Annotated in this window: 15 protein-coding genes; 9 read left to right on the top strand and 6 right to left on the bottom strand. The window is 71.2% G+C overall.

The genetic code is table 11. From position 1 onward, the window contains the following. Window positions 1–46 precede the first annotated feature (46 nt). Entirely contained in the window at window positions 47–1,186 is a 1,140-nt protein-coding gene (locus tag SSP24_RS08720; RefSeq protein ID WP_141308573.1) for an acyl-CoA dehydrogenase family protein, read from the top strand. Then, window positions 1,186–2,142 carry an acyl-CoA dehydrogenase family protein gene (locus SSP24_RS08715; protein ID WP_141308571.1) on the top strand — a complete coding sequence of 319 codons (957 nt, stop codon included), beginning with the start codon at window positions 1,186–1,188 and terminating at the stop codon, window positions 2,140–2,142. Before SSP24_RS08720 ends, SSP24_RS08715 begins: the two co-directional genes overlap by 1 nt. On the opposite strand, the gene qcrB is transcribed toward SSP24_RS08715, so the two are convergent. Both qcrB and SSP24_RS08705 read right to left on the bottom strand, forming a co-directional pair. Continuing rightward, window positions 2,126–3,760 (bottom strand): cytochrome bc1 complex cytochrome b subunit, encoded by a 1,635-nt coding sequence (gene qcrB, locus SSP24_RS08710; RefSeq protein ID WP_141308570.1) that lies wholly within the window; start codon window positions 3,758–3,760, stop codon window positions 2,126–2,128. The two genes, SSP24_RS08715 and qcrB, sit on opposite strands and share 17 nt — an antisense overlap. An 81-nt stretch (window positions 3,761–3,841) precedes the next feature. Then, window positions 3,842–4,567 carry a vWA domain-containing protein gene (locus tag SSP24_RS08705; RefSeq protein WP_141308568.1) on the bottom strand — a complete coding sequence of 242 codons (726 nt, stop codon included), beginning with the start codon at window positions 4,565–4,567 and terminating at the stop codon, window positions 3,842–3,844. A 118-nt stretch (window positions 4,568–4,685) separates the two neighbouring features. Here SSP24_RS08705 and SSP24_RS08700 point away from each other — a divergent pair, with 118 nt between their 5' ends. Continuing rightward, a complete protein-coding gene (locus tag SSP24_RS08700; RefSeq protein WP_141308566.1) occupies window positions 4,686–5,591 on the top strand; it encodes a rhomboid family intramembrane serine protease in 906 nt (301 codons plus the stop codon). Window positions 5,592–5,710: 119 nt separating this feature from the next. On the opposite strand, the gene SSP24_RS08695 is transcribed toward SSP24_RS08700, so the two are convergent. The 3 genes from SSP24_RS08695 to SSP24_RS08685 all read right to left on the bottom strand — a co-directional run bounded on the left by SSP24_RS08695 (window position 5,711) and on the right by SSP24_RS08685 (window position 12,860). Next, on the bottom strand, window positions 5,711–7,174 hold the full coding sequence (locus SSP24_RS08695) for a glutamate synthase subunit beta (protein ID WP_141308564.1): 1,464 nt from the start codon (window positions 7,172–7,174) through the stop codon (window positions 5,711–5,713). Then, a complete protein-coding gene (gltB, locus tag SSP24_RS08690) occupies window positions 7,167–11,762 on the bottom strand; it encodes a glutamate synthase large subunit (protein WP_174864628.1) in 4,596 nt (1,531 codons plus the stop codon). The genes SSP24_RS08695 and gltB overlap by 8 nt, the downstream gene beginning before the upstream one ends. A 366-nt stretch (window positions 11,763–12,128) precedes the next feature. Then, complete coding sequence (locus SSP24_RS08685; RefSeq protein WP_141308562.1) at window positions 12,129–12,860, bottom strand: VIT1/CCC1 transporter family protein; 732 nt, start codon at window positions 12,858–12,860, stop codon at window positions 12,129–12,131. 258 nt (window positions 12,861–13,118) lie between these two features. Between SSP24_RS08685 and SSP24_RS08680 the strand changes: the two genes are divergently transcribed. Genes SSP24_RS08680 through SSP24_RS08655 form a run of 6 tightly spaced genes read left to right on the top strand, consistent with a single transcriptional unit; the run spans window position 13,119 to window position 19,950 of the window. After that, window positions 13,119–14,264 carry an ADP-ribosylglycohydrolase family protein gene (locus SSP24_RS08680; protein WP_229864855.1) on the top strand — a complete coding sequence of 382 codons (1,146 nt, stop codon included), beginning with the start codon at window positions 13,119–13,121 and terminating at the stop codon, window positions 14,262–14,264. Further along, window positions 14,261–15,376, top strand: coding sequence for an ADP-ribosylglycohydrolase family protein (locus SSP24_RS08675; protein WP_141308560.1), 1,116 nt, complete (start codon window positions 14,261–14,263; stop codon window positions 15,374–15,376). The genes SSP24_RS08680 and SSP24_RS08675 overlap by 4 nt, the downstream gene beginning before the upstream one ends. A gap of 8 nt (window positions 15,377–15,384) precedes the next feature. Beyond that, on the top strand, window positions 15,385–16,578 hold the full coding sequence (locus SSP24_RS08670) for an ADP-ribosylglycohydrolase family protein (RefSeq protein ID WP_141308558.1): 1,194 nt from the start codon (window positions 15,385–15,387) through the stop codon (window positions 16,576–16,578). Then, window positions 16,566–17,933 (top strand): ADP-ribosylglycohydrolase family protein, encoded by a 1,368-nt coding sequence (locus tag SSP24_RS08665; protein ID WP_141308556.1) that lies wholly within the window; start codon window positions 16,566–16,568, stop codon window positions 17,931–17,933. Before SSP24_RS08670 ends, SSP24_RS08665 begins: the two co-directional genes overlap by 13 nt. Window positions 17,934–17,977: 44 nt before the next feature. Next, the gene (locus SSP24_RS08660) at window positions 17,978–19,129 is read left to right on the top strand and encodes a CaiB/BaiF CoA transferase family protein (protein ID WP_141308950.1); all 1,152 of its coding nucleotides are present in this window, start codon (window positions 17,978–17,980) and stop codon (window positions 19,127–19,129) included. After that, on the top strand, window positions 19,126–19,950 hold the full coding sequence (locus SSP24_RS08655) for an HpcH/HpaI aldolase/citrate lyase family protein (protein WP_141308554.1): 825 nt from the start codon (window positions 19,126–19,128) through the stop codon (window positions 19,948–19,950). Before SSP24_RS08660 ends, SSP24_RS08655 begins: the two co-directional genes overlap by 4 nt. Before the next feature lie 68 nt (window positions 19,951–20,018). Here SSP24_RS08655 and lgt read toward each other — a convergent pair whose 3' ends face one another. Next, complete coding sequence (lgt, locus tag SSP24_RS08650) at window positions 20,019–20,957, bottom strand: prolipoprotein diacylglyceryl transferase (RefSeq protein ID WP_141308552.1); 939 nt, start codon at window positions 20,955–20,957, stop codon at window positions 20,019–20,021. Window position 20,958 lies beyond the last annotated feature (1 nt).

The raw sequence follows: 20,958 nt of genomic DNA, 5'->3' as shown, positions 1-20,958 counted from the left end.
GGCCACGCTAACCTACCAAACACTTGTTAGGGAAGGACTGTCGTCGATGGATCTCGCGTTCACGCAGGAAGAGGGCGCGTTCCGGGCCGAGGCTCGGAGCTGGCTGCACGCGCACGTGCCGTCCACCCCCCTGCCCTCCCTGGAGACCGAGGAGGGCTTCGCCGCCCACCGTGCGTGGGAGGCGGAACTGGCCGCGGACCGCTGGTCGGTGGTCGACTGGCCGGCGGCGTACGGCGGCCGGGACTGCGGGCTCGTGCGGTGGCTGATCTTCGAGGAGGAGTACTACGCGGCCGCCGCCCCGGCCCGCGTCAGCCAGAACGGCATCCACCTCCTCGCCCCCACCCTCTTCGCCCACGGCACCGAGGAGCAGCGAGCCCGCATCCTGCCTCCCATGGCCTCGGGTCACACCATCTGGGCGCAGGCCTGGTCGGAGCCGGCGGCGGGCTCGGACCTCGCGTCCCTGACGTCGAGAGCCGTCCGCACCGACGGCGGCTGGCTGCTGTCCGGCCAGAAGACCTGGTCCTCCCGCGCGCCCTTCGCCGACCGCGCCTTCGGCCTGTTCCGCAGCGAACAGCACACCGCGAAGCCCCATCAGGGCCTCACATACCTGATGTTCGACCTGCGCGCCCCCGGTGTGACCGTCCGCCCCATCGCCCGCCTGGACGGCAAACCGGCCTTCGCCGAGCTGTTCCTGGACGACGTCTTCGTCCCCGACGAGGACGTCATCGGCGAGCCCGGCCAGGGCTGGCATGTCGCCATGTCGACAGCGGCCAACGAACGCGGCCTCACGCTGCGCTCCCCCGGCCGCTTCCTGGCCGCCGCCGACCGCCTGCACCAGCTGTGGCGGACCCAGGGCAGCCCGCACGCCATGCGCTCCCGCGTGGCCGACGCCGTCATCGGCGCCCGCGCCTACCAGCTCTTCACGTACGCCGCCGCCTCCCGCTTCCTCGACGGCGAGCCGCTCGGCGCGGAGGCGAGCCTGAACAAGGTGTTCTGGTCGGAGTACGACATCGCGCTGCACGAGACCGCCCTCGACCTCCTCGGCCCGGAGGGCGAGTTGGCGGACACCGCGTGGTCCGAGCCATACGTCTTCGCCCTGGCCGGTCCGATCTACGCCGGAACCAACGAGATCCAGCGCGACATCATCGCCGAGCGCCTGCTGGGCCTGCCGAAGGGACGCCGCTGATGCGCTTCCTCCTCGACCCCGAACAACACGCCTTCGCCGCCTCCCTGAACGGCCTGCTCACCGCCGCCGACACGCCGTCGGTCATACGGGACTGGAGCCGCGGCGACCACTCCGGCGGACGCGCGCTGTGGTCCCGTATCGCCGAGGCGGGCGTGTTCGCGCTGGCCGTGCCGGAGGAGTACGACGGGCTGGGCGCCCGGCCCGTGGAACTGGCCGTCGCTTTCGTCGAGTTGGGGCGGTACGCGGTCCCGGGCCCGCTGGTGGAGACGGTCGCGGCGGCCGCGCTGTTCACGGAACCGGCCCTCGCCAAACGCTTCCTGCCGTCCCTCGCGGCGGGCGGGACCATGGCCACGCTGGCGCCCATGGACTCCCAGTACGCCCTCGACGGCGACGCGGCCACCACCCACCTCTCCCTCACCCCCGACGGCCTGCGCCTCGCCCCCGGCCCGGCCACCCCCGCCCGCCCGTCCCTGGACCCGGCCCGCCGCCTCACCCCGCTCCTCCCCGGCGGCGAGCTCCTCTCCCCCACCCCGCCCACCGAGCAGGCCCTCACCTGGGCGCGCCTGGCCACCGCCGCCCAGGCCCTCGGCGTCGGAGAGGCCCTGCTCGACCGGACCGTCGCGTACGTCCGTCAGCGCACCCAGTTCGGCGTTCCCATAGGCTCGTTCCAGGCCGTCAAGCACCGGCTGGCGGACACGAAGATCGCCCTGGAGTTCGCCCGCCCGCTCGTCTTCGGAGCAGCGCTCACCATGAGCCCCGCCGACGTGGCCGCCGCCAAGGTCACGGCGTGCGAGGCCGCGTACGCCGCGGCCCGGACGGCGCTCCAGTTGCACGGCGCGATCGGCTACACGGCGGAGTGCGACCTGTCCCTCTGGCTGACCAAGGCCCGCGCCCTGCGCGGCGCCTGGGGCAGCCCGGACGAGTGCCGGGACGTCGTCCTCAGTGCCCGCGCGTGATCTCCCGGTACTCCTCCGGCGTCGGCTTCGGGATGTGGCTGTCGGACCCGAACATGGCCCGGGCCAGCCTCGCGCGTACCCGCTCGGAGATGGTGACCGGCCGCCGGACACCGTTGGTGTCCACGCGCGGTCCGATCTCGAACGGCGGCCGCTGCTCGTGCTGGGTCAGGGTGAACCGCTGGGCCTGGGTGAGGGGTTCGTGGACCTCTATGTACTCGCCGTGCGGCAGCCGTTTGATGGTGCCGGTCTCCCGGCCGTGCAGCACCTTCTCGCGGTCTCGGCGTTGCAGGCCCAGGCAGATCCGCTTGGTGACGACGAACGCCAGCACCGGCGCGACGAAGAACGCGATCCGCACGAACCAGGTGATGGCGTTGATCGACAGATGCAGATGGGTGGCGACGATGTCGTTGCCGCCGCCGATCAGGCAGACCGCGTAGAGGGTGAGCCAGGCGACGCCAAGGCCGGTGCGGACGGGGGCGTTGCGCGGCCGGTCCAGGATGTGGTGCTCGCGTTTGTCGCCGGTGATCCAGGCCTCGATGAAGGGATAGACGCCGATGGCGGCCAGGATCAGCGGGAAGAGCGCGAAGGGGATGAAGACGCCGAGGACGAGGGTGTGGCCCCAGAGGTCGATCTCCCATCCCGGCATCACCCGGATCAGGCCCTCGGAGAAGCCGAGGTACCAGTCCGGCTGGGCGCCGGTGGTGACGAGGTCGGCGCGGTACGGGCCGAAGGCCCACACGGGGTTGATCTGCGCGATCCCGCCCATCATCGCGAGCACGCCGAAGACCAGGAAGAAGAAGCCACCGGCCTTGGCCATGTAGACCGGCAGGAAGGGCATGCCGACGACCGACTTCTGGTCGCGGCCGGGGCCGGGGTACTGGGTGTGCTTGTGGTAGAAGACCAGGATCAGATGGGCCACCACCAAGCCCAGCATGATCCCGGGCAGCAGCAGGACATGGATCGGGAACAGCCGCGAGATGATGTCGTGGCCCGGGAACTCCCCGCCGAACAGGAAGAACGCCAGATACGTGCCGACGATCGGGATGGACAGGATGGCGCCCTGGGCGAAGCGCAGGCCGGTGCCGGAGAGCAGGTCGTCGGGGAGCGAGTAGCCGGTGAGGCCGGTGATGATGCCGAGGAACAGCAGGGTCCAGCCGAACACCCAGTTGATCTCGCGCGGCTTGCGGTAGGCGCCGGTGAAGAACACCCGCATCATGTGCACGAGCATCCCGGCGACGAAGACCAGCGCCGCCCAGTGGTGGATCTGCCGGATCAGCAGCCCGCCGCGCACATCGAAGCTGATCTCCAGGGTGGACTCGAAGGCCCGGGTCATCACGATGCCATTGAGCGGCGTGTACGACCCGTCGTAGACCACTTCGGCGCTGCTCGGCTCGAAGAACAGCGTGAGGTAGACCCCGGTGAGGATGAGGACGACGAAGCTGTAGAGGCAGACCTCGCCCAGCATGAAGGACCAGTGGTCCGGGAAGACCTTGCGCATGTTGGCCTTGGCGAGCGCGTAGAGCCCGAGCCGCCCGTCGGCCCAGTCGGCCACCTTCTCGCCTCGCCCCGGGGAACTCCCCCTGCTCGTGGCCGAGTTCACCGATCGTGCGCCGTTCATATGCCGTCGCCCTCCCCGTCGGACCGGATGGTCCTCAGGGTGACACGGCGAAGGGCTCAAGCCAAAGGTGTCCGCACGATCTCAGCCGGGCCGCACGATCCCCCGCTCCCGCGCGGCCGCCAGCCACTGGGGGAACTCGCCCACGAGACGGTCGTACAACGCGGCGTCGGACACCTGCCGCGGATCCGCACCGGCGTGGAAGAACCCGGCGTTGTCGACCACCCGCCGGTCCGGCACGGGCAACTCGTCGAGCCTGCGCAGAAAGTCGAACTGCCGGCTGCCCGGGTCGCCGAAGCCGATGAACTGCCAGAACAGCGGCAGCTTCGCCGCCTTGCACAGATACCGTTCGGCGGCGAGCTTGTTGATGGGCCCGCCGTCGGTCTGGAAGACGACGAGGGCGGGATCCCGGGAGCCGCTGTCGAGGTAGTGGTCGATGACGGCGTCCATGGCCAGGTGGTAGCTGGTCTTGCCCATGTGCCCCAGGCCCGCCACGATCCGCTCGATGCGCCCCTGGTGGTCGGCGAGCGCGATGTCGGTGACAGCATCGACATCCGTGGAGAAGAAGACGACCGGCACCCTGCCGTCGTCGTCGAGATGCGACGACAGCCCCAGCACCCGGTCGGCGAGCGCCTGCACACTGCCGTCCTTGTAGTACGGCTTCATCGACCCCGAGTAGTCGACGACGAGATACACGGCGGCCCGTTGCCCCTCCAGCCCGTGCTTTGCGAGTGAAACCCCGGCGCTCTTGTACAGATCCACGAGCGCGGGCGCGGTCTGCTGGACCTTGCTGAGACTGATGGCTGCCACGCGGCCGAGATTACGGCACCCCCGCCCACCGTGATCTCCGTTCACCGGCGTTCGCTATTTTGTTCGCCGCCGACCCCACCGGCTCACCGTCCGCCCCACCCCCTTCGAGGAGCCGGCCGTGGAACCCGAGTCCACCGTCACCACCTGCTACCGCCACCCCAAGGTGGAGTCCTACGTCCGCTGCACCCGCTGCGACCGGGTCATCTGCCCGGACTGCATGCGCGAGGCAGCCGTGGGCCACCAGTGCGTCGAGTGCGTGAAGGAGGGCGCGAGGTCGATCAGGCAGGCTCGTACGGTCGTCGGGGGCCAAGTCGCGGCGGTGCCGGTCGTGACGTACGCCCTGATCGCGCTCAATGTCCTGGCCTACGTCGGCCAGTTGGTACGTCCGGAGATCGTGGACCGCTTCGGGATGCTGGGCGCCGGGCTGGTCGGCCCGGACGGCCTGCACTACAGGTGGCAGGACGTGTACCCGGCGGACTTCGCGCCGGAGGGGCTGGTGGCCGGGGAGTGGTACCGCCTGCTGACCGGCGCGTTCCTGCATCTGTCGCCGACCGGGGGGACGTTCGGCATCCTGCACATCGTGATGAACATGGCGGCGCTGTGGAGCCTCGGCAGGACGGTGGAGCTTCAGCTCGGCCGCGTCCGCTACGTCGCCCTGTACCTGCTGTCGGCGCTCGGCGGCTCGGTGCTGGTCCTGCTCCTCGACCCCGACGCCCTCACGGTCGGCGCCTCCGGCGCGATCTTCGGCCTCGGTGCCGCGTACTACGTCATGGCCCGCCGCCTCGGCGCCAACATGAACGCCGTCAACCGCTTCATGGTGACCTTGCTGGTGTGGCTGGTGGTCTCGATCGGCTTCACCTCCTGGCAAGCGCACCTGGGCGGGCTGCTGGCGGGCGGGGTGGTGACGGCCGCGTTCGCGTACGCGCCGCGCGACCGGCGCACGCTGGTGCAGGCGGGGGCGTGCGCGGCACTGCTCGCGCTGCTGGTGGTCCTGACGGTCGGCAAGGTCATGGCACTGGCCTGAGAACAAGCGGCGGCGCCTGCCCAGTCGGTCCGGTCGGGGACTGGTCGGGCAGGCGCCACCTGGTGTTCCGTACGCCTTTGTACGGGACGCTTGTTGAGTTGGATCAGACCACTAGCGGGTCAGACCATCAGCGCGCGGTCCGTCGGCCGGATCGGCGCCGGCAGGTCGCTCGCGCCCGTGAGGAAGCGGTCGACGCCGCGTGCCGCCGAGCGGCCCTCCGCGATCGCCCACACGATCAGCGACTGGCCACGGCCCGCGTCACCCGCCACGAACACACCCGGCACATTGGTCTGGAAGTCGGCGTCGCGGGCGATGTTGCCGCGCTCGTCGAGGTCCAGGCCGAACTGGTCGACCAGGCCGTTCTCGCGGTCGGTGCCGGTGAAGCCCATGGCGAGGGTGACCAGCTGGGCGGGGATCTTGCGCTCCGTGCCCGGCTTCGGGGTCAGCTTGCCGTCGATGAACTCGACCTCGCTCAGGTGCAGCCACTGGACGTTGCCGTCCTCGTCGCCCTCGAAGTGGGTGGTGGAGACGGAGTAGACCCTCTCGCCACCCTCCTCGTGCGCGGACGTGACCTTGTACAGCATCGGGAAGGTCGGCCACGGCTGGCGCACCGCGTCCCGCTCGTCGTTCGGGCGGGGCATGATCTCCAGCTGCGTCACCGAGGCCGCGCCCTGGCGGTGGGCGGTGCCCACGCAGTCGGCGCCCGTGTCGCCGCCGCCGATGACGACGACGTGCTTGCCCTCGGCCGAGATCGGCGGAGTGACGTAGTCGCCCTCCTGGACCTTGTTGGCCAGCGGCAGGTACTCCATGGCCTGGTAGATGCCCTTGAGCTCGCGGCCGGGGACCGGGAGGTCACGGGCGGTCGTCGCACCGGCGGCGATGACGATCGCGTCGTACCGCTTCTTCAGGTCGGTCGCCTTCAGGTCGCGGCCGATCTCGATGCCGGTGCGGAAGCGGGTGCCCTCCGCGCGCATCTGCTCGATACGGCGGTTGATGTGCCGCTTCTCCATCTTGAACTCCGGGATGCCGTACCGGAGGAGGCCTCCGACGCGGTCCGCGCGCTCGTAGACGGCGACCGTGTGACCCGCCCGGGTCAGCTGCTGGGCGGCGGCGAGACCGGCGGGACCGGACCCGATGACCGCCACCGTCTTGCCGGACAGGCGCTCCGGGATCTGCGGGGCGACGTCCCCGGTCTCCCACGCCTTGTCGATGATCGAGACCTCGACGTTCTTGATGGTGACCGCCGGCTGGTTGATGCCGAGCACACACGCCGACTCGCACGGAGCGGGGCACAGGCGGCCCGTGAACTCCGGGAAGTTGTTCGTGGCGTGCAGGCGCTCGGACGCGGCGCCCCAGTCCTCGCGGTAGGCGTAGTCGTTCCACTCGGGGATCAGGTTCCCCAGCGGGCAGCCGTTGTGGCAGAACGGGATGCCGCAGTCCATGCACCGGCCGGCCTGCTTGCTGATGATCGGCAGCAGGGAGCCGGGGACGTAGACCTCGTTCCAGTCCCTGACGCGCTCCTCGACCGGGCGGGACGCGGCGACCTCACGGCCGTGGTTCAGAAAGCCCTTCGGGTCAGCCATTGATCGCCGCCTCCATCATCTTCTCGGTGATCTCGGACTCGGAGAGACCGGCTCGCTCGGCGGCGTCCTTGGCGGCGAGCACTGCCTTGTACGTGCTGGGGATGATCTTGCTGAAGCGGTCGACCGCCGTGTCCCACTCGGCCAGGAGCTTCTCGGCGACCGTCGAGCCGGTCTCCTCCTGGTGGCGGCGCACCACGTCGTGCAGCCACTGCTTGTCGGTGTCGTCGAGCGCCTCGATCGAGCCGAGGTTGCCGACGTTGACGTTGTCGCGGTCGAGGTCGACGACGTACGCGACACCGCCGGACATACCGGCCGCGAAGTTGCGGCCCGTCTCGCCGAGCACCACCGCGTGACCGCCGGTCATGTACTCGCAGCCGTGGTCGCCCACGCCCTCGGAGACGACCAGCGCGCCGGAGTTGCGGACGCAGAAGCGCTCGCCGACCTTGCCGCGCAGGAACATCTCACCGCCCGTCGCGCCGTACGCGAGGGTGTTGCCCGCGATGACGCTGTACTCGGCCAGGTGGTCGGCGTTGCGGTCCGGGCGGACGATCACACGGCCACCCGACAGGCCCTTGCCGACGTAGTCGTTGGCGTCGCCCTCCAGGCGCAGCGTGATGCCACGCGGGACGAAGGCGCCGAAGGACTGGCCGGCGGAGCCGGTGAAGGTGATGTCGATGGTGTCGTCGGGCAGGCCCGCGCCGCCGAACTTCTTCGTCACCTCGTGGCCGAGCATGGTGCCGACCGTGCGGTTGATGTTGCGTATGGCGACCTGGGCGCGAACCGGCTGGGCGTCGGCCACCGAGGAGGCGTTCAGCGCGTCGGCGGCGAGCTTGATCAGCTCGTTGTCGAGCGCCTTCTCCAGGCCGTGGTCCTGCGCGACGACCTGGTGACGCACCGCGCCCTCGGGCAGGTCGGGCACGTGGAACAGCGGCTCCAGGTCCAGGCCCTGCGCCTTCCAGTGGTCGACGGCCCGCGTGACGTCGAGGGTCTCGGCGTGGCCGACGGCCTCCTCGATGGAGCGGAAGCCCAGTTCGGCGAGCAGCTCGCGCACTTCCTCGGCGATGAACTGGAAGTAGTTCACGACGTACTCGGCCTTGCCGGTGAACCGGTCGCGCAGCGTCGGGTTCTGGGTGGCGATGCCGACCGGGCAGGTGTCCAGGTGGCAGACGCGCATCATGACGCAGCCGGAGACGACGAGCGGCGCGGTCGCGAAACCGAACTCCTCGGCACCGAGCAGCGCGGCGATGACGACGTCACGGCCGGTCTTCAGCTGCCCGTCGGTCTGGACGACGATCCGGTCCCGCAGACCGTTCAGGAGAAGCGTCTGCTGGGTCTCGGCCAGGCCGAGCTCCCACGGCCCACCGGCGTGCTTCAGGGACGTCAGCGGGGACGCACCCGTACCACCGTCGTGGCCGGAGATCAGCACCACGTCCGCGTGCGCCTTGGACACACCGGCGGCGACCGTGCCGACGCCGACCTCGGAGACCAGCTTCACGTGAATCCGCGCCTGCGGGTTCGCGTTCTTCAGGTCGTGGATCAGCTGGGCCAGGTCCTCGATGGAGTAGATGTCGTGGTGCGGCGGCGGGGAGATGAGCCCCACGCCCGGCGTCGAGTGCCGGGTCTTCGCCACCCACGGGTACACCTTGTGGCCGGGCAGCTGGCCGCCCTCGCCGGGCTTGGCGCCCTGGGCCATCTTGATCTGGATGTCGTCCGAGTTGACCAGGTACTCGGACGTCACACCGAACCGGCCGGAGGCGACCTGCTTGATCGACGACCGGCGCGCCGGGTCGTACAGGCGCTCCGGGTCCTCGCCGCCCTCACCGGTGTTGGACTTGCCGCCCAGCTGGTTCATGGCGATGGCGAGGGTTTCGTGCGCCTCCTTGGAGATGGAGCCGTACGACATGGCGCCGGTGGAGAACCGCTTGACGATCTCGCTGACCGGCTCGACCTCGTCGATGGAGATCGGCTGCCGGTCCGACTTGAAGCCGAACAGGCCGCGCAGCGTCATCAGGCGCTCGGACTGCTCGTTCACGCGGTCGGTGTACTTCTTGAAGATGTCGTAGCGGCCGGTGCGCGTGGAGTGCTGGAGGCGGAAGACCGTCTCCGGGTCGAACAGGTGCGGCTCGCCCTCGCGGCGCCACTGGTACTCGCCGCCGATCTCCAGCGCGCGGTGCGCCGGGGCGATCCCGGAGGCGGGGTACGCCTTGGCGTGCCGGGCGGCGACCTCCTTGGCGACGACGTCGATGCCGACGCCGCCGATCTTGCTGGTGGTGCCGTTGAAGTACTTCTCCACGAAGGCCTCGTCGAGACCGACGGCCTCGAAGACCTGGGCGCCGCGGTAGGAGGCGACGGTGGAGATGCCCATCTTGGACATGACCTTCAGCACGCCCTTGCCGAGCGCGTAGATCAGGTTGCGGATGGCCTTCTCGGGCTCGATGCCGTTGATGAAGGTGCCGGCCCGCAGCAGGTCCTCGACGGACTCCATCGCCAGGTACGGGTTGACGGCGGCGGCGCCGTAGCCGATGAGCAGGGCGACGTGGTGGACCTCGCGGACGTCACCGGCCTCGACCAGCAGGCCCACGTGGGTGCGCTGCTTGGTGCGGATGAGGTGGTGGTGGACGGCCGCGGTGAGCAGCAGCGACGGGATCGGCGCGTGCTCGGCGTCCGAGTGGCGGTCGGAGAGCACGATCAGGCGGGCGCCGTTGTCGATGGCGGCGTCGGCCTCGGCGCAGATCTCCTCGATGCGCGCGGCGAGGGCGTCACCGCCCCCGCTCACCCGGTACAGGCCGGACAGCGTGGCGGCCTTCATGCCGGGCATGTCGCCGTCGGCGTTGATGTGGATGAGCTTGGCCAGCTCGTCGTTGTCGATCACCGGGAAGGGCAGCACGACGCTGCGGCAGGACGCGGCCGTCGGCTCCAGCAGGTTGCCCTGCGGGCCGAGCGAGCTGCGCAGCGAGGTGACCAGTTCCTCGCGGATCGCGTCCAGCGGCGGGTTGGTGACCTGCGCGAACAGCTGGGTGAAGTAGTCGAAGAGCAGGCGCGGGCGCTCGGAGAGGGCCGCGATCGGCGAGTCGGTGCCCATGGAACCGATGGGCTCGGCGCCGGACTTGGCCATCGGCGCCAGGATGACCCGCAGCTCCTCCTCGGTGTAGCCGAAGGTCTGCTGGCGGCGGGTGACCGAGGCGTGGGTGTGCACGATGTGCTCGCGCTCGGGCAGGTCGCCCAGCTCGATCTCGCCGGCCTCCAGCCACTCGGCGTAGGGGTGTTCCGACGCGAGCGTCCGCTTGATCTCGTCGTCCTCGATGATGCGGTGCTCGGCGGTGTCGACGAGGAACATGCGGCCGGGCTGCAGGCGGCCCTTGCGGACGACCTTGGAGGGGTCGATGTCGAGGACGCCGACCTCGGAGCCGAGGACGACGAGGCCGTCGTCGGTGACCCAGTAGCGGCCGGGGCGCAGACCGTTGCGGTCGAGAACGGCGCCGACCTGGGTGCCGTCGGTGAAGGTGACGCAGGCGGGGCCGTCCCAGGGCTCCATCATCGTGGAGTGGAACTGGTAGAAGGCGCGCCGGGCCGGGTCCATGGAGTCGTGGTTCTCCCACGCCTCGGGGATCATCATCAGCACCGAGTGGGGCAGCGAACGGCCGCCCAGGTGCAGCAGTTCGAGGACCTCGTCGAAGGACGCCGAGTCGGAGGCGGCGGGCGTGCAGATCGGGAAGACCTGCTCCAGCTTCTCCGGGGTGCCGAACAGCTCGGAGTACAGCTGGGACTCGCGGGCGCGCATCCAGTTGCGGTTGCCCATCACGGTGTTGATCTCACCGTTGTGCGCGACGAAGCGGTACGGGTGCGCGAGCGGCCACGACGGGAAGGTGTTCGTGGAGAACCGGGAGTGCACGAGCGCGATCGCGGATGCGAACCGGCGGTCGGACAGGTCCGGGAAGAAGGGCTCCAGCTGGCCCGTGGTCAGCATGCCCTTGTAGACGATCGTCCGCGCGGACAGCGACGGGAAGTAGACGCCGGCCTCGCGCTCGGCGCGCTTGCGCAGCACGAAGGCCTTGCGGTCGAGCGCGATGCCCTCCGACACGCCGTCGGTGACGAAGAGCTGCCGGAAGGCGGGCATCGTCGAACGGGCGGTGGCGCCGAGCAGCTCGGGCGCGACGGGGACCTCGCGCCAGCCGAGGACGGTCAGGCCCTCGTCGGCGGCGATCGTCTCAATCCGCGAGACGGCCTCGTCGGTGCCGTCCTCGGGCAGGAAGGCGATACCGGCGGCGTAGCCACCGGCCTGTGGCAGATGGAATCCGGCCACCTCACGGAAGAAGGCGTCCGGCACCTGGGCGAGGATGCCCGCGCCGTCACCGGAGTCCGGCTCGGAGCCGGTGGCCCCGCGGTGCTCCAGGTTGCGCAGCACGGTGAGCGCCTGCTCGACCAGCGCATGGCTCGCCTCACCGGTGAGGGTCGCCACAAAGCCGACGCCACAGGCGTCGTGCTCGTTGCGGGGGTCGTACATACCCTGCGCAGCAGGGCGAGCATCCATGAACGACCAGTTCTGGCCATTCTCGGAGTGCTGGGACGGCTGGCGCGTCGTACGCATCGGCTCTCCCGTCGTCATGTGGCATGTTCAGGTGCCGAGGGACGACGCTGGCCCTCTGCGTGAGATCAAAATTTCGTGCAGGTTACATGATGAAGCGGTTCTCGGGAACCGGATAGACCGTTTCAACATGCGGACGCCGCGGGGTCGCGGCATGGGTACCGCGCACGGGCGGCGAAGGTATGTGGGACCGCATCGGACAGATCGATGTCCGTCGGTCCGGAAGATCGGGCGGGCAGCGTCGCTCACCCGGAGGTGCGCCGCAGGCCTCATTGCCCGCAGCGCTTACGGCTCATGCCCAGTGGTTAAGCGCTCGAAACCAGCGAGTAACGGCTACTTATGCGGCCCAACGCATAAGTCCGAGCCTCCCTATCCTACGGCCGTTCCGAACAAACTGCCCAGGGCGTACGTCACACCGGCCGCCGCACCACCGAGCGCGAGCTGCCTGAGCCCGCTGAACCACCAGGTCCGCGCGGTCACCTTGGCCACCACGGCACCGCATCCGAACAGCCCGAGCAGCGCGAGCAGCACCGCCGGCCACAGCGCGCTAGCCCCGAGCAGATACGGCAGTACGGGGAGCAGGGCGCCCAGCGCGAACGAGCCGAAGCTCGACACCGCGGCGACCAGCGGCGACGGCAGATCCCCGGGGTCGACGCCGAGCTCCTCGCGGGCGTGTATCTCCAGCGCCTGCTCGGGATCCTCGGACAGCTGCCGGGCCACCTCACGGGCCAGCCCCGGCTCGACACCGCGCGCCTCGTAGAGCCGGGCGAGCTCGGCCTCCTCGTCCTTGGGGTGCTTGCGCAGCTCACGCCGCTCGACGTCCAGCTCGGCCTCGACCAGCTCACGCTGCGAGGCCACCGACGTGTACTCACCGGCGGCCATGGAGAAGGCACCGGCGGCGAGGCCCGCGAGCCCGGTCAGGACGATGGTCTGCTGACTGACCGCACCACCCGCGACACCGGTCATCAGGGCGAGGTTGGAGACCAGGCCGTCCATCGCGCCGAAGACGGCGGGGCGCAGCCAGCCGCCGTTGACATCCCGGTGCGTGTGGTTGTCGCGGTGCGCCTCGTGCAGCGCCGCCTCGGTCTCGATGATGGCCATACCGGTCCCCCAGAAGCTTGTTCGGACGAGAGTTTGGACGAGTTCTACTTTTCGACAACGACCAGACTACGCCCCGCATTCCACCCCCGCCAGCAAGGAAAGGCTGGGCTAACCTGCGGTTTTACCGTTCCGCGCTCATCAGAATGCGATCCCGCTCAAATGTCGTCCGGGTGACGCTGAGGCCTGTGAGGCTGCGCGGCACACCGCACCGGGGGACAGTTCCGCAAAGGGTTCCGTGCCCTGAGAGGAGAGGCCGCGATGCCATCGATCGCCCGCGTTCCCTCGGTCCCGGCCCCCGGGGACGCCGCCGAACTCCGCGCCCGGGCCCGCGGCGCCCTGCTCGGCCTCGCCGTCGGCGACGCCCTCGGCGCCCCCGCCGAGAACCTGAAGCCCTCCGAGATCCGCGCCCGCTGGGGCCGTATCACCGGTTACGTCACCGACCGCCCGTCGGGCACGGACGACACCGAGTACGCGATCTTCTCGGGCCTGCTGCTCGCCCGGCACGGCTCCGCGCTCACACCCGCGCACGCGGAGGCCGCCTGGCACGCCTGGATCGCGGACCGCGCCGAGGGCCAGTTCCGGGGCGCGGGCTTCAGCGAGCGCGGCACCCTGGAGAACCTCCGCCGCGGCCTCGCCGCTCCCATCTCCGCCCAGCACCGCCACGCCTGGAGCGACGGCCTCGCGATGCGCGCCGCGCCCTTCGGGGTGTTCGCCGCTGGCCGCCCCGCCGAGGCGGCCCGCCTGGTCGCGATCGACGGTTCGGTCAGCCACGACGGCGAGGGCATCTACGGCGGCCAGGCGGTCGCGGCCGGGGTCGCGGCGGCGATGGCGGGCGCCCCACCCATCACCGTGGTCGCCTCCGCCCTCGCCGTCGTACCGGACGACTCCTGGACCGCCCGCTCTTTGCGCCGCGCCGTCGCCGTCGCCCACCGCGGCGAACGCGCCGTCCGCTCCGCCGTGGTCATCGGCGGCTACCCGTGGACCGACCTCGCGCCCGAGGCGGTCGCCCTGGCCTTCGGCGCGTACGCGGCGGCCGACGGCGACTTCAAGGAGGCGGTGCTCACGGCCGTCAACATGGGCCGCGACGCCGACACGACCGCCGCCGTCGCCGGCGCCCTGGCGGGCGCGACGCAGGGTGAGTCCGCGATCCCGGAGGAGTGGGCGGCGCCGATCGGCCCGGCCCGGGGAAGCTGCCTGCCGTCGATGGCCGGTCACCACGTACTGGACGTGGCGGACCTGCTGACGCCGGAGGTGGAGGAAGGCGTAGCTCTCGTACCGGGGACCGATCTCGAACCGGCGACCGATCTCGTACGAGAGACAGACCCACTGCGGCACAACGCCTGGCCGCCCCCCGATCCCACCGTCTTCGTCCTCGCCCCCGACCAGGACGAGGTACGGCCGTGACCCGCCGGGTCGAGGGCCTTCTGCTGGGCCTCGCCGTGGGCGACGCCGCCGGGTGGCCTGCCGCCCGCCACCGGGCCGCCCGCATGCCCGAGTGGACCCGCCGCCTCACCCGCGAACTCGACACCTTCGCCGAACACAACGCCACAACCACCCTCCCCGTCCCCATCGCCCTCAACCAGCCCCCCGAACCCCTCCGCCTCGGCCCCTCCGACGACGCCGAGTGGGCGGTGTTCGCGGCGGAGGCGGTACTGCGGGCCGGCGACGACACCGCCCTCGGCGACCTCAGCCGGGAACGCCGGGTACGCGCCGCCATCGACCTCACCTGGACCGCCGTCGCCAGCGAAGTCGCGGCCGCCGCCGAACGCGCCCCCGAGATCGAGTCCGCCGTACTGCCGCTGCGCGCCCGTATCTCCGTCCGGGCCGGCCTCGGCAACCTCGCCGCCGGCCTGCGCCCGCCCGCCACCGGCCACGACAACCCGCACTACTTCGACGACGCGGCCTGCGTACGGGCCTGCGCACTGGCCGTCGCCCACCCCGGCGACCCCGCGCTCGCCGCGTCGCTCGCCGAGTTCGACGCCCGCTACACCCAGGACGGCGACGGCGTGCACGGCGCCCGCGCGATGGCCGCCGCCGTCTCCCTCGCCCTGGCCGGCGCGAACCCGCACGCCTGCGTGACGGCCGCGCTCGCCGAGCTGCCCGAGGAGACGGAGATCGGCCGCAACACCCGCCACGCCCTGCGCCTCGCGGCGGACGCCGTCAGCGCCTTCGCGCTGATCCCCCTCCTGGAACACCAGATCGTGGACCACGTCTACAGCTACGGCATCGCCGCCGCCGAGACGGTCCCGGTCGCCCTCGCCCTCACCGTCGCCTCGCACGGCCGGATCGCGGAGGCGGTACCCGCGGCGGCGTGCCTGTCCCGCGTCGCGGACTCGGCGCCGGCGCTCGCGGGCGCCCTCACCGGCACGCTCGGCGGCGGCGCGTCGATCCCGGCGTCCTGGCGCGACAGCTGCCGGTACCTCTCCGGCTGCGTACTTCCCCGCCTCACCGGCACCGACCTCGTGGAACTCGCCGAACTCCTGGAAGCCGCACAACCGGCCCCGCCAGGGGGATGATTCGGCTCATGACCCCCAAAGGAGAAGAAAGCCGAGCAGACTCTCTCAGCGAGCGGATCTCCCTCAACGACCGGATCACCGGCGCCCTCGTCGGCGCGGCCGTCGGCGACGCCCTCGGCGGCCCCGTCGAGGGCTACTCCCCCGACCAGATCGCCGAACGCCACGGCGGCCGCGTCCACGGCATCGTCGGCCCCTGGAACGGCGCCGCCTGGCGCACCGCCCGCCCCATCGCGCCGTACCACAAGGGCGACGGCCACGTCACCGACGACACATTGCTGACCCACGCGCTGGTACGGGTCTACGCCCAGGTCCGCGACCACCTCGACGCCTACGCCGTCGCCGACCACCTGGTCCCGGACCTGATGACGACCCCGCGCTGGATCCCGGAGCTGGAGGCCGAGGCCCTCCCCCTGCACCGGATCTTCCTGGCGGAGAAGTGGCTGGTGGCCCGGCTCCACTACGGCCATGTCGATCCCCGGGAGGCCGGCGTCGGCAACATCGTCAACTGCGGTGCCGCGATGTACATGGCCCCGGTCGGCCTGGTCAACGCGGCCAACCCGGCGGGCGCCTACGCCGAGGCGCTGGACATCGCGGGCGCGCACCAGTCGTCGTACGGCCGGGAGGCGGCGGGCGTCTTCGCGGCGGCGGTGGCGGCGGCGTGCACTCCCGGGGCGACACCGGAGTCGGTGGTGACGGCCAGCCTGGAGCTGGCGAAGGACGGCACGCGGGCGGCGATCGAGGCGGTGTGCGAAGTGGCCTCCGGACACCGGGACTTCGAGTCGGCCCTGGCTCCACTGCGCGAGGCGGTGGCGCCGTACGACACGGTGGGCCCCGACTACCGGGCTCCTTCCCTCGGCGCCCGCCGCCCGTCCCGGCTGCACTCGATCGAGGAACTCCCCGTCGCGCTGGGCATGTTGCTGGTCGCGGACGGCGACTACCGGCAGGCGGTTCTGGGTTCGGTGAACTACGGCCGCGACTGCGACTCGATCGCCACGATGGCGGGTGCGCTGGCGGGGGCGCTGGGCTCACCGGTGCCTGAGGAGTGGTCGAAGACGGTGGCGGAGGCCAGCCGTCTCGACCTGTGGGAACCGGCGCGAACTCTCAGCGAAGTCACAGCCGAGATCTTCAAACGGGACGTACGCCGGCGCCGTACCCACGAGCAGTTGTTCACCGCGTTGGGAGGCACCGCATGCTCCGCCTGACCTGGGTCCAGCCCGAGGACCTGATCGGCCACGAACTCCGCCAGGCACACCAGGACGGCCGTCGGCCGACAGCCGTCGAGAAACGCTGGCAGGCGGCGGGCGGCCCCGAGGCCCCGGTCCGCGCGGGTGCCTCTCCGCAACCGGCCACCCGGTATCTGCGTCAGCTGGCGGAAGACCTGCTCGACGAACTGGCGGACCTGCCGAGCCGACTGGCGGACAGGGAGCCGACGGGCCTGGGGAGGATCAAGGCTCAGTGCCCGAACTGGCCGTCGCCCGACCGCGCCCCCAACCTTCCGGCCGACCTGGAGTCACGTCTGCACGCCGCGTGGCTGGGACGAGCCGTCGGCTGCCTGCTGGGCAAGCCGGTCGAGAAACTCCCCCTCACCGGCATCCGCCAACTCGCCCGCGCCACCGGCAACTGGCCCCTGAGCGCCTACTTCACGGCACGAGGAGTCCCCCAGACCCTCCTCGACACCTACCCCTGGAACCGCCGCTCGGCCGGCAGCTCCCTCGCCGAGAACATCGACGGCATGCCCGAGGACGACGACCTCAACTACCCCCTCCTCAACCTCCTCCTGCTCCAACGCCACACCAGACAGTTCACCACCACGGACGTGGCCACCCTCTGGCTCGACGAACTCCCCGCAGGCCGCGCCTTCACGGCCGAACGCGTCGCCTACCGCAACCTCCTCACCGGCATCGAGCCCCCGCACACCGCCCGCCACCGCAACCCCTTCCGCGAATGGATCGGCGCCCTCATCCGCGCCGACCTGCACGGCTGGACCAACCCCGGCGACCCCGGCGCGGCGGCCGAACAGGCCCACCGGGACGCCACCCTCACCCACACCGCGAACGGCGTCTACGCCGCGATGTTCATCGCCGCCACCATCGCCGCCGCGGCCACCGGCACCACCGACATTCACACCAGCCTGCGCACCGGCCTCACCGTCGTGCCCCCGCACTCCCGCCTTGCCGAGGCCGTCCGCCACGCCGTCCAACTGGCCGAGTCCCACGAGGACTTCGACACGGTCGTGGACGAACTCCACGCCACCCACGCCGCCTACCACTGGGTCCACGCCATCCCCAACACCGCCCTGATCGCCGCCGCCCTCACCCACGCCGACGGCGACTTCACGGGCGCCATCTGCCGCGCGGTCTCCGGCGGCTGGGACACCGACTCGAACGGTGCGACGGCCGGCAGCATCGCCGCCCTCCTCGCGGGAACCCCCACCGCTCTGCCCGACCGCTGGACGACGCCCCTCAAGAACCGCCTCGCCACCTCCATCGCGGACTTCGACGGCATCGGCTTCGACACGCTGGCCCACCTCACGCACCAGGAGGCGACCCGCCCGTGACGACCACGCACACCCCACCCCTCACCGGCCTCCGCGTCCTCGACATGGCCACCCTCTTCGCCGGTCCCCTCGCCGCCACCCTCCTCGGCGACTTCGGCGCGGAGGTCATCAAGATCGAGCACCCCAAGAGACCGGACCCCTCCCGAGGCCACGGCCCCGCCAAGGACGGCGTCGGTCTGTGGTGGAAGCACCTCGGCCGCAACAAGCGCACGATCACCCTCGACCTCTCCAAGCCCGGCGGCCAGGCCACCCTCCGCCGCCTGGCCGCCGGCGCGGACGTGGTCATCGAGAACTTCCGCCCCGGCACCCTGGAGAAGTGGGACCTCGGCTGGCCGGAACTCTCCGCCGTCAACCCCCGCCTGGTCCTCACCCGCGTCACCGCCTTCGGCCAGTTCGGCCCCTACGCCCGCCGCCCCGGCTTCGGCACCCTCGCCGAGGCGATGAGCGGCTTCGCCGCGATCACCGGCGAACCCGACGCGCCCCCGACGCTCCCGCCCTTCGGCCTCGCCGACTCCATCGCCGGCCTGGCCACGGCGTACGCCGTGATGACCGCCCTCGCCGCCCGCGGGAGCACCGGCGAGGGCCAGGTCGTCGACATGGCGATCATCGAACCGATCCTCACGGTCCTCGGCCCGCACCCCCTCTGGTACGACCAACTCGGCCACGTCCAGCCCCGCACCGGCAACCGCTCCCAGAACAACGCCCCGCGCAACACCTACCGCACCGCCGACGGCAGCTGGGTCGCGGTCTCGACCTCGGCGCAGTCCGTCGCCGAACGCGTGATGCGCCTGGTCGGCCGCCCCGACCTGATCGACGAACCCTGGTTCGCCACCGGCGTCGACCGCGCCCGCCACGCGGACGTCCTCGACGAGGCGGTCGGCGGCTGGATCGCCGAACGCACCCGCGACGAGGTCCTGGCGGCCTTCGAGAAGGCGGAGGCGGCGGTGGCCCCGATCCAGGACGTACGGGGTGTGATGGCCGACCCCCAGTACGCGGCCCTGGACACCATCACCACGGTCGACGACCCCGACCTGGGCCCCCTGCGCATGCAGAACATCCTCTTCCGCCTCTCCGCCACCCCCGGCTCCATCCGCTGGGCGGGCCGCCCGCACGGCGCGGACACCGACGAGGTGCTCACCGAACTGGGCCTGACCCCCGCCGAACTCGCCGCCCTCCGCGCGGAGGGCGCCCTGTGACCCCTCTGACCTGGCTGTACGCCCCCGGCGACCGGCCCGATGTGGTGCGCAAGGCCCTCACCGCGGGCGCCGACGTCGTCGTGATCGACCTGGAGGACGCGGTCGCACCCGACCGCAAGGACTACGCCCGAGCCGCCACGGCGGAACTCCTGTCCGAGCCGCACCACCCCACCCCCGTCCACGTCCGCGTGAACGCCCTGGCCACCCCGTGGGCCGACAGGGACCTGAAGACGCTGGCGGGCCTCCCCGGCGTATCGGGGCTGCGCCTGCCGAAGGTGACGTGCCCCCGCGACATCACGAACACGGCGGAAAGAACAAGCACCGACGGCAGTCGGCCACCACTGTTCGCGCTGCTGGAATCCGCCCTCGCCATCGAGAACGCCTACGCCATCGCCTCCGCCCACCCCGCCCTGCACGGCATCTCCCTGGGCGAGGCGGATCTAAGAGCCGACCTCGGCGTACGCTCCGACAGCGGCCTCGACTGGCCCCGCTCCCGCATCGTCATCGCGGCCCGGGCGGCGGCCCTCGCCCCGCCGCCCCAGTCGGTCCACCCGGACGTCCGCGACCTGGACGGCCTGGCGGCGACCTGCGCCCACGGCCGGGCCCTGGGCTTCCTGGGCCGGGCCGCCATCCACCCCCGCCAACTCCCGATCATCGAACGGGCCTACCTCCCCACCCGGGAGGAGATCGAGAAGGCCGAGACCATCCTGAAGGCGGCGGCCACCAACAGCTCGGCGCAGGCCCTCCCGGACGGCACGTTCATCGACGCGGCGGTGGTCACCGAAGCAACCCGAACTCTGGCCTTGGCCCGGCGCGACTGACCTTCCTGGACACGCGAGGAGGGCGCCCGGAGGAATTCCGAGCGCCCTCGCCCACGTACAACCGACCGTCAGGTCTTCTTCAGGTTCGTCGCCGTCCCTGCCTCGTCCTCGGCCACGTCGGACTTCGCGCCCTCAACCTCTTCATCGGCCTCGTCAGCGCCGTCGGCCTCGGCCCCGGCCTCACCGTCGGAGACACCCGGCTCCACCACGGCCTCCCGGCCCGGCCGCGTCCTGGCGGACAGCACGATGTAGACCACTGCCAGCAGCAGGACGAGCAGCGCGGTCCAGTTGTTCAGCCGCAGGCCCAGGATGTGGTGGGCGTCGTCGACCCGCATGTACTCGATCCAGAACCGGCCCGCACAGTACGAGGCGACGTACAGCGCGAACGCCCGGCCGTGGCCGAGGTTGAACCGCCGGTCGGCCCAGATCACCAGCACCGCGACGCCGATGCACCACAGGGACTCGTACAGGAACGTCGGGTGGTAGTACCCCGGTACCCGCCCGTCCGCCGTGGACGTGATGTGCAGCGCCCACGGCAGGTCGGTCTCCCGCCCGTACAGCTCCTGGTTGAACCAGTTGCCCCAGCGCCCGATCGCCTGCGCGAGGGCGATTCCGGGCGCGATGGCGTCGGCGTACGCGGGCAGCGGGATACCTCGGCGGCGGCAGCCGATCCACGCACCGACCGCACCGAGCGCGATCGCGCCCCAGATGCCGAGGCCGCCCTCCCAGATCTTGAAGGCGTCCACCCAGTTACGGCCCTCGCTGAAGTACAGCTGGTAGTCCGTGATCACATGGTAGAGCCGGCCGCCGACCAGGCCGAACGGCACCGCCCAGACCGCGATGTCGGCCACCGTGCCGGACCGGCCGCCGCGGGCGATCCAGCGCTTGTTGCCGTACCACACGGCCACGAAGACACCGAGGATGATGCAGAACGCGTAACCGCGCAGCGGGATGGGGCCGAGGTACAGCACTCCGCGCGACGGGCTGGGGATGTAGGCAAGTTCCATG

The organism is Streptomyces spinoverrucosus (assembly GCF_006539505.1).
GTDB lineage: Bacteria > Actinomycetota > Actinomycetes > Streptomycetales > Streptomycetaceae > Streptomyces > Streptomyces spinoverrucosus.
The sequence above is the reverse complement of the archived record's forward strand: the minus strand, read 5'-3'. Positions and strand labels throughout refer to the sequence as shown.